This is a genomic window from Dyella humicola (assembly GCF_026283945.1).
GTDB classification, from domain to species: domain Bacteria; phylum Pseudomonadota; class Gammaproteobacteria; order Xanthomonadales; family Rhodanobacteraceae; genus Dyella; species Dyella humicola.
In genome coordinates, this window is record NZ_JAPDPC010000001.1 from 2,253,831 (window position 1) to 2,266,867 (window position 13,037).

Here is a 13,037-nt window from a genome sequence, read left to right on the forward strand (position 1 = left end):
CGCAGCACCAGTGACGTGCGAAAGCACCCGCTTCGCGTGATATGGAAAGCGACTTTCCACCGCGCTTCGTGGTTTGCTTACCTCTTAAAGCACCGCCCATTGTTGCGTCCCGATCAACGGAGAGATCAATCGTCAGTCTCTATCAGGGCAGACGTCAGTCGCATAGCATGAACCTGATTATTAAGACGCCGGCCTCGCTAACCGTGAAGGCTTGCCTGTCAATGGACAAGAGTCTTAGGGCTTATATGACGGATCTGACAACGCCACAGATTGGGCCAAGAGCATTGGCCGACCCAGGAACCCAGTGGGGGGTTGCTGCCGCTTCCTCAAGATCCGTGGCGATCATCATCACCGACCACGACGGCATGATCCTGGCGTGGAATGCGGGGGCGCAGGATATGTTCGGCTATAACGCATGCGACATGATCGGTCGATCCATGCTGGCCGTGGTTGACTCCTCCGCGTCATCTGAAGCCGCGGAATCCTCACTAGACCCGTTTTTCGACAACGGGCACTCAAGGTGGTATCGCCACAGATCCGGTCGGCGGGTCTTTTGCATGGCAAGGATGTCTATCCTCGGCGCAGAAGTCGATGGGTCTGGAAGGCGCGCGTTGTTCCTATGCAATGTGACCGAGATTCGGGAACGATTTGATGCTTTGCTATCGCGACTGATTGCACAGGAAGTTCGCTGTGACGAGGCATTGAACGCCGACGCATACAAAGACCGATGTATCGCCTTGATATCCCACGAACTTAAGCAGCCCTTAACCATGATTCTTATGGTGATCGAACGGCTTCTGGAGGTTTCGGATGACGCGCGAGAACAACGGACTCGTGAAGATCTTCGAGATTTGCGTGGCGCCACCCGGCGAATGACAAGGATCGTCGACGATCTCCTCGAGCTATCTCGGGCCAGAGCTGGAAAGATCAGGCTCGAACCCATTCTTGTCAATGTCGATGAGTTGGTGCGTGACGTGTCGGCCGCAATGGCGGAATCTGCACCCGACAGAAGCATCATCGTTGACATCGAAGGATCCGATTACGGATGCATAGGCGATCCGGTGAGAATGGAACAGATCGTCTCGAATCTCCTGCACAACGCAATCAAGTTCAGTGAGTCAGGAGGACGCATCCATGTTTGCGTTGGAGCGGATGATGGCTTTGCAAAGATTGCAGTGGCCGATGATGGCGTCGGCATATCGCGAGAATTCCTCCCGCATGTGTTCAGCATGTTTGATCAGGAGTTAGGAGCGCATCCTTCCACCACCGATGGACTTGGTATTGGTCTGGCGGTAGTCAACGAGCTGGTAAAAGCTCACGCTGGGCGCATAAGCGTCCTGTCGGAGGGACTGGGGCGGGGTGCGAAATTCACCGTGTGGCTTCCACTTGCCAGGAAATCGATGTCAGCACAATTTATGTCTTCGCCGGCGATGGAAGGACTTGCTTAGCACGGAGACATGGGGAAAATCGACGCTCAATCCGATAAAATTCAGTGCATTTGAGGACCTGGCATGGAGTGCAGTTTCTCGCCTCTCTTTGGATGCGGTCGCGTAACGCAAAGAGGGTAACCACTACACGGGTAGGGCAGGCGACATAACTGAGATGCCGCCCGCGCCGCTGACATGGTGACCGGTTGCGATCAGGTCTTAAGGAAGGCGAGCAGGTCCGCGTTGACCTGATTCTGGTGCGTCGTCGTCATGCCGTGGGGCGCACCTGGATAGAAGATGGCTTTGGCTCCCTTGATGAGGGTCATGGATTTCAGGGCCGACTCCTTGATCGGTACGATCTGGTCGTCCTCACCGTGAAGAATCAAAGTGGGGATATCGAACTTGGCAAGGTCATCCGAGAAGTCCGTTTCGGAAAATGCCTTGATGCACTCATAGGCATTCTTCAGGCCGGCCTGCATGCTCCACGTCCAGAACTGCCGGAGCGTTCCCGGCGAGACCTTCGATCCCGGACGGTTCGCGCCGTAGAACGGTAGCGAGAGATCTTCGTAGAACTGCGATCTATCCCGGCTGATTGTGCTGCGCATCTCGTTAAATACGTTCAGAGGAATGCCGTCGGGATTCGCATTTGTCTGAACCATGATCGGTGGAACCGCACCTATAAGGATGGCCTTGGCCACGCGGCTGGTGCCATGTCGGGCGATGTAGCGAGCCACCTCGCCGCCGCCGGTGGAATGACCGACCATGGTGACATCTCTCAGATCGAGCTCTTCGACGAGAGCCGCAAGATCGTCAGCATAGCCATTCATATCATTTCCATGAGTCGCCTGGCTGGAACGTCCGTGACCGCGACGGTCGTGCGCGATGACACGAAAACCATTCTGCGCAAGAAAGAGCATTTGACCGTCCCACGCGTCCGCGGTTAATGGCCAGCCGTGAGAGAATGTGACGACTGGACCGTCGCCCCAGTCCTTGTAATAGATCTCGGTTCCATCTTTGGTGGTGAATGTACTCATAGCTCCAACTCCAATCTCATCGTGCGAGGGATATGTACGGAAGGCGAGGGGTTGATATCAGACCGAAAGGGTGGGTCCGTCCAATGCTTGTAGCGATCCTTGGAAATCGCTTTCGCCATGCGATTGGCGCTCCATAAGCTGGTCTGCGTAATTTCAAAGTGGCGCGGCGTAATCAGTAAATTCTGGCCACCGAGTCAATGATGAAGTTGACCCTGTTCTTATGGCACCAGGCTTCCAGCTCGTGTCTAAGTACTGGCCACTTGTCCCTTGCCCAATGAGGCGCGTCAATCAACCAGGACTCCTCAGTGGGTAGGTAAGCCGTGGCAATGACCATGGGTAGCTCGAGCTCAAGCGTGCCTCCTGGACCGGTGCAGTAAAGTCCACCATTCCACTTTGGGTAAAACCGGAAAGTACTCATAGTTCGATTCAGAAGATCCATCCAGTGCGCCCGTACGTTGCCCGTTCTGTACCGCCAAATAGCGGTCACTCTGTGTTTCGGGCGGGACCGGTAAGAGGTGGCTTCGGCTTACAGCCGCGATGCATGACGGGAACGTGGGTCTTCGAGATGCGGGTAGTCACACCTACTCTTCAAACGGAGAATTGAGCAATGAGTCAACGAGTGACGGTCGACGGTAGCCGGGGATAAATCGCTCACCAAAATCTCGCGCAAAGTTGTCATATGTCGTCTCAGGTCGTGACTCAACAATCCCGCAAATAGTCCGTGTGAAGCGTTCCTTCATTTTCAATCGTGGAAAAGCTTCAACTATAGATTTCATCCGATGATCATCGATGGAGTCGTAGCACCACCCGCCGCCCCAGTCGACGCCAATGCCCATCGTGCAAAGTGCCACCTCTGATTCTTTGTGGAGTCCTATCGATGGCGTGGAGTTCAGTGCGACGCTGTCCCAAATAAGCTGCGCTCGCCGCTCGTCCAGACCTTCCTTGCGGGCAAATGCTCGGGCGGCATTTGCGCTCTCTACTTCGAATCGAAGCGGACCGCTGAATGCTTCAGCCAGACCGAGGTCATGTAAGAGCAAGGACACGGCAAGTACTTCCGGATCGTATGGCACCCCCCGAAACTCGGCGAGCGTGGCGGCGAAGAGCCACGAGCGCATCACATGGTTGAAAAGGTAGGGTTCGGAATAATCGCGAACATATTCGATGGCGCGGGATACCAGCGGTGTATTCGGGACGGCAACGTTGGCGATCAGGCGCCTTGGGAACGTTGACCCTATCGTGGTGGAGGTAGCCAGTGCGTGGCTAGGAGTTGATCTCTGTTTCATAAGCCTATTTCGGATAGCGCCTGACAAATTCATCGGATAGCTCGACCAATCGGCAGAAGCCCACAAGGGCTTTGGCGGTGCGATTGGATCCGACAGGGCGTAACTCGCTGCGCGAGGAACCCGCTGTGGCACCGCGACCATACGAGCAGCAGGCCATGCAACGGTGATCTTCACCTATCGCCTGGTTTTCGCTGGACCGTGGGTGGTTCCGTCACCCAGATGCCATAGCGTTACCAGCAAAACCTCGCAAACCTATGACGAGCGAGCCCGCGCCCGGGGGAACTAATGGCTGACATCTTGAGCTTAGACGTTGTTGAACAGTAGGTCCTCACGAGACGTCACTATGTTTCCGTTTGAGAACCAATGCGGGCAATCGGATATGGCCAGCTGGTTCACGCTAACGAAAGCGCGCTTGATCTAGCTGGAATTCAGGTATCTCCACGCCCTGTCGTCGCGGCGCCATGGCGGTGCGTGCGCGTCACATCGGGGATTGGTGCGCGCTCCGCAACACTGCGAATACAAGAGCGGACCTACCGCCACATCGTGGTCAAAACTACGCTTTGTTCAACGCCAGCGACCACTCAGATTGAGTCAGCCGTCTTCGAGACTTCAATCGGCGCTTATTTTTGCCGGGGCCGGTGAATCGTTCGCGAATGCCATTGTTGGCGGGAGCGTGTTGTTATGACTGGCATGTCTTTGAACAAACCTATCGCTAAGTCATCGCTGCGTTTGCTTGTGGTGGCGGCCTACGCAGCGGACCCATCCGACAAACTGATATCGCCTGTTGGCGAACACAGCTACAGCACCCTGTTCACTCTGATACCCGTAGCCCTGGCGGTGCTACGAGTGGCCGCCGAAATAGAGTCAAGGCCGGCCGCCGTCACGGAGTGGTACAGGACGACACCAATAGCAGAGTTGGGACATCTCACTGCAGAGCAGTTAGTGGCGCTGGGTCGGGCAGAAATAGTGATTTCGTTCCTAAGATCCATTCGTGATGGCACGCGCTGCTGATCGTAACGCGGGTCAATCTCCTGCTCTCTTTTTGAAGCCGCAAAGGAGTACCAAGGTGGACAAATCAGGTAGCACGTTTGAGGACATCGCAAATGATATCGCGAGTGTCGTGATGTGGCGCGAGGAGTTGGTCTCCAGCGCGATCGATATTCTCGAATATCGGCATCCGAAATTGGCGCTAGCGTTAATTGAAAATGTTGGCAACAGAAAGCGAGCTGGTCATTGGATATGTACGCACCAACGCGTCAACGGTGGAAAATCTCCGTGCGAGTTGTTGGCAGATGGCGATGAAGACAGCGTGTGGGACCTACTGGATAGCATTTGGCGGGTGGATGGATCACCGGACAAAGCGCGCACGAATCTTACGTACTAAAAAATGTCTGGGGGCATATTTATCGCCGGAATCTAATCGATCTTTTGGAATCTTGAGCCTCCGCTGAGGGCGGAGGAGATTCGCACAAATGAGCGTCTTCTCCGAACTACGTAACTGAATATTTGTTCGCTGAGACACGCGCCATTGAGTCGTACGGCTGATACAACAAATAGGAGTCGCTGCCATGTCTTTTATGAGAACTGCATTCTTTGTGAAAAACATTCCTAGCGGGGAGCGCATCACGCGCGTCGTACTCGCCGCGATCGCTGCCATGCTTGGTATCGTCATGATTTCCCATCCGTGGAACTGGGTCGTCGCACTGGCGTGCGTAGGATTCGGTTTCACAGGCGTGGTGGGGTTCTGCCCCGCCTGTGCGCTCGCGGGAAGGCGATTGGCAAGAAATAGTGAGCTGCGGTACTGGCGATGAGTGGCACATTGGCTCGCCGACGCACGAGATCCTACTCAGAAGCGCGCATTTCTTCAGGAGGCAGTGAGTGATAAGCCATGCGGATCTTAAGAGTTCGCTGCTGGCGACCAGGATCGTAAGTCGATGCCAGAATCAGGGAGCGGGCTCCGGTCGGGCTCACCGTGCGCCTGCGATGTCTCCCCATAGTCTCGCCGAGCCCCGCATCCCTGCGACGCGTTCCGGCTAACGCCTAGTCCTAACTACGCACGTTTTTAGATCGACCCGGTTTTACCATTGCTGTCGCAACAAAAAACTTCGGCCGAGCTATTTGAAATCGGCCCGCTTCTGCGGGCCATCGGCTGTTGGGTGTCGCGCGCATTTCGACGCGTCTGACTCCCATGGCTAGCTGGTGTCTGTGAGCCTTGGAGATCTCCGACGTACCCGCGATCTGTTGAAGGGTTCGGTTAAGGAGCGCTCTTTTGATTGCGTTATCGGAACGCCAGGCCACGTGTGCGTAGGTCACTTGGTTGCTGCAGTTTTCGACAACCTCGATGATATCCGGCCCGTTAATCCCGTTTCGATCATCTAGGTTGTCGCAGCGTGCCTTCCGCCGATGAGAGAGAAAGCTCCAGCGCCACTTGTGCAAATAGTCAGCTTGCTTGCGCCGTGGTTCGTGTGGATGACGGCGTAATGGGGCAGGGCGGGCGATCGTGGCTGGACTGAGCAAAAAGCCGCCGAGCTAAACGAAGAGAGGGGCGATATCCCGCGTCTTCGTGCTCGGTTTCGGCGCGTTCACGAAAAGATCGACATTTTGTAAGGAGCTGCACAGCGCTTCGCCCATAGGCTTGAGAAAAATAATAATTCAATGCTTCGGATGTTGCGTTGCTGTCACCGCATCATCCTGTCCGCGTCCTGCTTCCACCGACAGTGCGGATTAGTTGCATTTTCGCCCCGAAAATAATGGCGTTAACGTCTAGATATTTTTGACTATTGATGCGCACCGGACAACACAGTAACCACTCGCTGATGGCTACCTCCATGCAGTGGCCAAGCCTACGCTGTCACCCATGCCAATCACATGAATTGCCAGGCGGGTTACTCCTCTGCCTCCTTCATAAACATCCGGTAGCAGTCAAGACGGCCGAAATAATGTCGAGCGAATATCATTCCTTTCCGCTTCAGCCACTAAAGACGTACGTACGAAGAGGCGTTGCGATTTGCTTTGCCATGGTGGTGACTGAAAGCATGGCAGATCCACGAGTTGAACTGCAGGTTGGCCGAAGCTACATGGATAGCAACGGCGCGACGACAGTATTTGCCGAAAAGGTCTTTTCGGGCGGTTCCATTGGCTCAACTCGCTTCAGCTGGGCTCCACAAATAAGTGCGGGCTGGATCGATGGTCGTGACATGGAACGTTACCAACGGGCCAATTGCACCACCACAGACGCAGTCTGGCTGGTCGCTGGAGGTGTGCGTCTTCGTTACGGCACAGAGGGCGACTGGTTTCATTCGCTGTTCTTCAGCTTCCAGCCCGCTCTTCATAGTGGCAGGACGATGGCCTTGAGCAGCCCTTACGAGTTCGTCAGCTCCTTCGGGTGGCAGGGCAATCGCTTTAGCTTTCAATTTCGACACATTTCAAACGGATCGCTTCGCGAACCAAATCGCGGAGAAACAATGGCTCTATTGGGCATAAGACTCGGTCGTTGGCAGGCGCCCTGATGGTCGAGGAAATCAATAGTGGCGCTGATATGAGGAGGCAATGCGAGGTGGCAACTGATATGGATCTCACCGACTCAGGTCGCAGTCTTCCCCGCCGAATGAGAGCGAAGAAATTCGCTGACCCCGCTCAACATTCGTGTGGTCGTGAGGGTGGTTGAAGCTTCAAATCGGCCGGGACTCCTTTGTTGGCGGGATCTTTTTGTATCTCGTTCCGGTGATCCATCCGCGACGGCGCGCCCTAGTGAGAATGAGGTGCTTCGAGAACGCGCTCTCTGATTCGAGCCCGAAGAGAAGGCTAGCCGAATAGCCGCCAGGGTGCCGAACCGCCAATGACGGGCGCCGTCCTTTCCGAAAAGGCGCGCTTTCCTTGCATGTCTCCAGCCAAAGGGGCCGCCAGCCCCCGGCCTACCTTTGAGGATCTGACCATGGACTTCCGGAACACGTCTCGCAAACTTCTCTCGTGCGTCGCATTGCTGGCCGCCGCCCTGGTGGCGCCAACCGTAGCGATCGCCACAGACAATCCCTACACCGATCCAGACAAGCCAGCGCTTCCCGCGTCGACGTTCCAGTGGGATGCAAGTCGAACCGCCCTGGTCGTCATCGACCCGCAGATCGACTTCATGAGTTCGAAGGGTGCGGGTTGGCCGGTCTTTGGCCAAAGCGTGACGGAACAGAATCTCGTTCCGCACCTGAGCAAACTTTTCGCCGCGTTCAAGCAGGCGGGGGTGACAGTCGCGATCTCGCCACACTACTACTATCCGCACGACCATCACTGGCAGTTCGAAGCGCCTGTGGAGACCGTGCAACACAAGCTGGGCCTGTTCGATCGCAAGGGTGCGCTGACTCTAGACGGTTTCCGCGGCTCGGGCGCAGATTTTATGCCGGAGTTCAAGTCCTATATCGAAGATGGCAAGACCATCGTCGCTTCGCCGCACAAGCTATACGGTCCACAAAGTAACGACCTGATGCTCCAGCTTCGCAAGCAGCGGATTGACAAGATCGTTCTGGCCGGGATGGCGTCCAACCTCTGCGTCGAGTCGCACCTGCGTGAGTTCCTCGAACGTGGTTTCGAAGTGGTGGTCGTGCGCGATGCAGTCGCCGGTCCGAAGCTGCCGGACGGCGACGGATACGGCAGTGCATTGATCAACTTTCGCTACATCGCGAACGGGGTCATGACGACCGACGAGGTCGTTGCCAAGCTCCAGGGACACTGACCATCGAACAGTTTGCGTATATGCCGTACCACCGGGACGAAGTCGCCCGCCTCTGTAGAAGCGCGCGCCTGCTGATCAGCATCAAATCACCCTCAGTAATCAAGGAGTAAATCATGAATCGATTCAGCAAGAGTATTTTTAGCGCGGCGCTAGTTGGCGCGTCCTTCGGCTCAGCGATGGCGTCGGATGCCCTCCTTGAGCCAAGCACGCAAAAATTCATTGATGGTCTGTCAGCCGCAGGCGGCCCGCCACTGTATACGCTCGCTCCCGAAGCGGCGCGCAGGGTCCTCGTGAGCGTGCAGTCATCCGGTCCGGTGCACATGCCGGACGCCGATGTGATTCATCGCACCATCGCCGTCGGCCCTAAAGGTCGCACAAACATCGTAGTCGTTAGGCCGCATGGCGCTAAGGGCGTTCTTCCTGGCGTTGTGTATTTCCATGGTGGTGGTTGGATTCTTGGCGACTTCGGTACGCATGAGCGCCTGGTTCGCGATCTGGCCGTAGGGACAGGCGCAACCTTCGTTTTCGTAGAGTATGACCGCTCACCCGAGGCGCACTATCCAGTTGCGATCGAAGAAGACTATGCCGTCCTTAAGTACGTCGCCGAACATGCGGGCGAGTTCGATATCGATTCTTCCCGCCTTGCCATTGCTGGCGAGAGTGTCGGTGGCAACGCGGTCGCGGTCGTCGCGCTCCTCGCCAAAGAACGAAAAGGCCCATCGCTTCGAGCGCAGGCCATGTTCTATCCGGTGACCGACGCGAGCATGACGACTCCATCGTACGGTGCATTCGCGGATGGTCCGTGGCTCACCGCGAAGGCCATGAACTGGTTCTGGAATGCCTATCTGCCAGACGTCGCATTGAGGAAGGATATACACGTTTCGCCCATCAACGCGACCAAGGAGCAGTTGAGTGGATTGCCAAACGCGCTGGTCATGACCGACGAGAACGATGTGCTTCGTGATGAGGGTGAGGCCTATGCGCGCCACCTGGCTGAGGCTGGCGTCCGCGTTACCGCCGTTCGCTACGATGGAACCATTCACGATTTCATGCTGCTAAACCCGATTGCGAACGCGCCCGCTTCAAAGGCAGCGGTCCAGCAAGGCGCGGATTTCCTGAGGGATAACTTGAGCAAGTAGCGGACGACTAACGAGGCTGCCCCGTCCCCGACGTGGGCAGTTCGTAGTCGATCGACCGAGAATGGCTTTCAAGTCCCAAGGGACCCACGGATCGAGGAGGGCGCGGCAGGATCCCTCGCCATGCAGTATCGAGTCGTTAGCCTCGTCGGTCGGGCTCGAACAAGCGAGAAACCGTTTGATGCGCGCCGCTCGAGTTATCGTGCGGCGCGCATCAGGGGCTCGAGGTTCTAACGCGCATTTTCCTTACGCAGAAAGTAAGTGTTGCATTGGCTCTTCGAGACCGAAGACCGACATTGATCTGGTGATCTGCAGCGGGCATTTCATCGCGGTCCCGTGAATAGCCTGACATCGTGCTTTCACTTGGCCCGTGGTGTTGGCGCAATGCTCTTCAAGATCAAGAGCTACTTGGCGAAGGAGATTTTCCCATGGCTCAAGATTCTCATGGATTGCCAACGACCTCGGCATCTCAGCGTCCGATCACCATAATCGCTCACGCGACCGTGTTGGCGCTGTTGTACTTCGGAAAGGAAGTGCTGGTTCCGATTGTCCTTGCTTTGTTCCTTAGTCTACTTGTGGCGCCATGGATTCGTCTCCTCCGGCGGGTTGGCCTGGGGCACGGTGCATCGGTGTTTGTCGCTGTGCTGTGTCTGGCTCTTGTCATGACAGGGTCGGTAGCCGTTGTTGGCTTGCAGGTCGTTCATATGGCGCGAAGCCTGCCCAGGTACGAAACTACCATTCACGCGAAAGTTCAGACGTTGCGCGCCATCACCGTCGGGCGGATAGAGACGATGCAAGGAAAATTCGGCGAGGTGGTCAATCAGTCTGACGACCGAAGTACCCGTCTGCCCATGGATCCCGGTATCGCGCGATCGAGCTTGGCGTCGACTGCAACTAACGTGGCTCCACCGTACGCGGGGGCGTCGAGCGCTCCAATGGCGGTCCTGACGCGCATCCTTTGCTCGGCATGGACTCCACTGCAGACAGCGGGCATCGTGTTGGTCGTTCTGATCTTCGTTTTGCTTGAGCATGAATCCTTGCGCGATCGCTTCATCCGACTCGTAAGCGGTTCGGACCTGCGTGCAACCACCGCAGCGATCAATGACGCATGTGCTCGATTGTCGCGATTCTATATCTCAACTTTCTCGGTCAATTTCGGGGTTGGCTTGGCGATTTGGTTGGGTTTGACGCTCATCGGCGTACCCAGCGCGCCGCTTTGGGGTGTTCTCACAGCAACGTTGAGATTCGTGCCGTATGTGGGTGTGTGGGTCGTGGCCGTGATCAGCGCGCTGTTTGCGGCGGCCGTGGCTCCGGGTTGGTCGATGCTGCTTCAGACCCTGGCGTTATATGCCATTGTTGAAGCAGTCGTGTCCCAGCTGGTTGAACCCTTTCTCTACGGTCACACCACAGGCTTGTCGCCATTGGCCGTCGTCGTGGCAGCGATTTACTGGGGCTGGCTGTGGGGGCCGATCGGGTTGATCATGTCCACACCATTGACGCTGTGTCTCGTCGTCACTGGGCGATACGTCAAGGCACTGAATTCAATAAGTGTCCTACTGGGCGACACGCCGGCATTGACGATGCAGCAGAGGCTCTACCAACGTGCTCTTTCCGGCGATGCTGACGAAATTGTGGTGGAAGCGCGCGCCTTCCTGAAGCGTAAGTCTTTTGTCGTCTATTGCGATGCGGTTCTTACGCCGGCACTGGAGCTCGCCCGCTCGGATCTGGCGCGTGGGGTCATCAGCCGAGAACAGCAGGCTGGCGTTCGAGAAGTCATAGTGACGGTCGTTGAGAAGCTTGGCACGGAGGGCCGCAAACTGACCCGCCGGCATCGCGGGGCATCGGTTCTCGACGAAACAAGCATCGGGCGACAACTACGTCGGCAACGCGAGGACGTCAGCGGTCGCTGGCAGGGACCGCTGTCGGTGGCTCGGCAGTCGGTAGTGCTTTGCGTGGGCTTTGGATCGCTCGCCGATGATCTGGCTACGGAACTCCTTACCCGCATTCTGCGTGACCAGCATATTGATGCGCGGCATCTGTCCACCGATGATTTCGCCGCCTTCGAGGCCGAGCCGCATCCGGATCTGACGCCAAATGCCGTTTCAATGCTCTTTATCATTAGCACTGATCTGAGCAGGGAGCAGCACATCCATGGCGTGGCAGTCGACCTGCGCGGGCGGTTTCCCGACGCATATATTGTTGCTGCACTGCTTACGGAACCATCGGCGTCAAGGGAGGCGCTGGCAGTCGTCGGCCCCGACGTAAATGACATCGTGAACTCGCTCGAGGCGGCCGTCCTGCACGCTATGAATAAGTTCCCCAAGAGTACAGCAGCCTCCTCGACGTAGACACGAACGCATGCCGCCGCGCTCGGGTTACACAAATTCTTCAGTGGCGGAGAGAAGGGGGACGCGGCACTTGTCTGGGATAAAAGACCTGCGCGACAATTGCGTTTCCGCTAGCGGGGGAGCAGACGAGGCATCTGCTGGTAAGGCGGTTACCAGGAGGAGACAAGCATGAGCTTGGACATCACCTCTCATCCCCATAGGCCAGGGCCCAGCGAACTGGTGCCGTCGCGATATGCACTGCGGGTCGGCGACATAGAAGTGCTGGTGATCAGCGATGGGGTCTTTTCGCTACCAGCCGCGACGTTGGCCACCAATGCCGACCCAGCCGCCCTGGCGGCATGGTTGAACGACAGACTCCTGCCGCCGGACGTCTACTTATGGCCGCTGAACGTGCTCGTGGTGCGCAGCGGCGACCGAACCGTACTCATCGATTCCGGGACCGGGATGGAGTTCCCCGACTCCCCGGGAGTCGGGCGGTTGGCCGCGCGACTTGATGCCGCCGGCTTCGGACCCGCATCCCTGACCGACGTGGTGCTCACCCACCTGCACGTGGACCACGTTGGCGGGCTGCTCGCCGACAGTCTGAGGAGTCGATTGCGTCCGGACGCACCGATCCACCTGGCCGCTGCGGAGGTCGAGTTTTGGGCATCGCCCGATTTCTCCCGCAACACTTTTGGCGGGTTCCCGGATGTGCTTCAGTCGGCTGAAGAGCGGTTCGTCGATATTTACCGCGGTCAGCTACGGCCATTTGGGGCGGAGTACGAGGTGGCGCCGGGGGTGGTCGCCTGTTGCACGGGTGGACACACCCTCGGACACAGCGTCGTCCGTTTGGTGTCAGGTGGTGACCGGCTGACGTTCCTTGGCGATTCCGTGTTCCCGAACCATTTCGAACACCCAGACTGGCACAACGCCTTCGACCACGACCCCGAGGAGGCGATCCGTGTGAGGATCCGTCTTTTGCGCGAGCTGGCGGCGACTGGTGAGCTCGTGGTGGCCGCTCACTTGCCGTTCCCGGCCGTTGGGCGGGTGGCGGCCGCGGGCAATGTCTTCCGTTGGGTCCCGTCCGCTTGGGAATACTGACCGCTT

The 13,037-nt window shown here is 57.1% G+C and carries 10 protein-coding genes; 8 read left to right on the forward strand and 2 right to left on the reverse strand.

Annotated features, from left to right (window positions below):
- The first annotated feature begins 167 nt into the window (after positions 1-167).
- Positions 168-1,448 carry a PAS domain-containing sensor histidine kinase gene (locus OUZ30_RS10035; RefSeq protein ID WP_266182107.1) on the forward strand — a complete coding sequence of 427 codons (1,281 nt, stop codon included), beginning with the start codon at positions 168-170 and terminating at the stop codon, positions 1,446-1,448.
- A gap of 191 nt (positions 1,449-1,639) precedes the next feature.
- Here OUZ30_RS10035 and OUZ30_RS10040 read toward each other — a convergent pair whose 3' ends face one another.
- Positions 1,640-2,461: an alpha/beta fold hydrolase gene (locus OUZ30_RS10040; RefSeq protein ID WP_266182109.1), complete on the reverse strand. Its 822-nt coding sequence runs from the start codon at positions 2,459-2,461 to the stop codon at positions 1,640-1,642.
- Positions 2,462-3,042: 581 nt separating this feature from the next.
- Positions 3,043-3,918 carry an HD domain-containing protein gene (locus OUZ30_RS10045; RefSeq protein ID WP_266182110.1) on the reverse strand — a complete coding sequence of 292 codons (876 nt, stop codon included), beginning with the start codon at positions 3,916-3,918 and terminating at the stop codon, positions 3,043-3,045.
- A gap of 820 nt (positions 3,919-4,738) precedes the next feature.
- On the opposite strand from OUZ30_RS10045, the gene OUZ30_RS10050 reads away from it, so the two are divergent.
- From OUZ30_RS10050 to OUZ30_RS10075, 7 genes are all read left to right on the forward strand, one after another.
- Positions 4,739-5,128: a hypothetical protein gene (locus tag OUZ30_RS10050; protein ID WP_266183154.1), complete on the forward strand. Its 390-nt coding sequence runs from the start codon at positions 4,739-4,741 to the stop codon at positions 5,126-5,128.
- 193 nt (positions 5,129-5,321) lie between these two features.
- Positions 5,322-5,555 (forward strand): YgaP family membrane protein, encoded by a 234-nt coding sequence (locus OUZ30_RS20430; protein WP_425601515.1) that lies wholly within the window; start codon positions 5,322-5,324, stop codon positions 5,553-5,555.
- 1,206 nt (positions 5,556-6,761) lie between these two features.
- Complete coding sequence (locus tag OUZ30_RS10055; RefSeq protein WP_266182111.1) at positions 6,762-7,253, forward strand: acyloxyacyl hydrolase; 492 nt, start codon at positions 6,762-6,764, stop codon at positions 7,251-7,253.
- 425 nt (positions 7,254-7,678) lie between these two features.
- The gene (locus tag OUZ30_RS10060; RefSeq protein WP_266182112.1) at positions 7,679-8,467 is read left to right on the forward strand and encodes a cysteine hydrolase family protein; all 789 of its coding nucleotides are present in this window, start codon (positions 7,679-7,681) and stop codon (positions 8,465-8,467) included.
- A 113-nt stretch (positions 8,468-8,580) separates the two neighbouring features.
- Positions 8,581-9,606 carry an alpha/beta hydrolase gene (locus tag OUZ30_RS10065; RefSeq protein ID WP_266182113.1) on the forward strand — a complete coding sequence of 342 codons (1,026 nt, stop codon included), beginning with the start codon at positions 8,581-8,583 and terminating at the stop codon, positions 9,604-9,606.
- A gap of 425 nt (positions 9,607-10,031) precedes the next feature.
- Positions 10,032-11,951: an AI-2E family transporter gene (locus OUZ30_RS10070; RefSeq protein ID WP_266182114.1), complete on the forward strand. Its 1,920-nt coding sequence runs from the start codon at positions 10,032-10,034 to the stop codon at positions 11,949-11,951.
- Between the two features lie 168 nt (positions 11,952-12,119).
- Positions 12,120-13,031, forward strand: a complete 912-nt coding sequence (locus OUZ30_RS10075; protein WP_266182115.1) for an MBL fold metallo-hydrolase — start codon at positions 12,120-12,122, stop codon at positions 13,029-13,031.
- Positions 13,032-13,037: the final 6 nt, after the last annotated feature.

What these genes read in the sequence shown, in the direction of transcription:
- OUZ30_RS10050 (WP_266183154.1), top strand. Translation starts at nt 4,739, where the DNA reads ATGGCACGCGCTGCTGATCGTAACGCGGGTCAATCTCCTGCTCTCTTT.
- OUZ30_RS10035 (WP_266182107.1), top strand. Translation starts at nt 168, where the DNA reads ATGAACCTGATTATTAAGACGCCGGCCTCGCTAACCGTGAAGGCTTGC.
- OUZ30_RS10070 (WP_266182114.1), top strand. Translation starts at nt 10,032, where the DNA reads ATGGCTCAAGATTCTCATGGATTGCCAACGACCTCGGCATCTCAGCGT.
- OUZ30_RS10040 (WP_266182109.1), bottom strand. Translation starts at nt 2,461, where the DNA reads ATGAGTACATTCACCACCAAAGATGGAACCGAGATCTATTACAAGGAC.
- OUZ30_RS10065 (WP_266182113.1), top strand. Translation starts at nt 8,581, where the DNA reads ATGAATCGATTCAGCAAGAGTATTTTTAGCGCGGCGCTAGTTGGCGCG.
- OUZ30_RS10075 (WP_266182115.1), top strand. Translation starts at nt 12,120, where the DNA reads ATGAGCTTGGACATCACCTCTCATCCCCATAGGCCAGGGCCCAGCGAA.
- OUZ30_RS20430 (WP_425601515.1), top strand. Translation starts at nt 5,322, where the DNA reads ATGAGAACTGCATTCTTTGTGAAAAACATTCCTAGCGGGGAGCGCATC.
- OUZ30_RS10060 (WP_266182112.1), top strand. Translation starts at nt 7,679, where the DNA reads ATGGACTTCCGGAACACGTCTCGCAAACTTCTCTCGTGCGTCGCATTG.
- OUZ30_RS10055 (WP_266182111.1), top strand. Translation starts at nt 6,762, where the DNA reads ATGGTGGTGACTGAAAGCATGGCAGATCCACGAGTTGAACTGCAGGTT.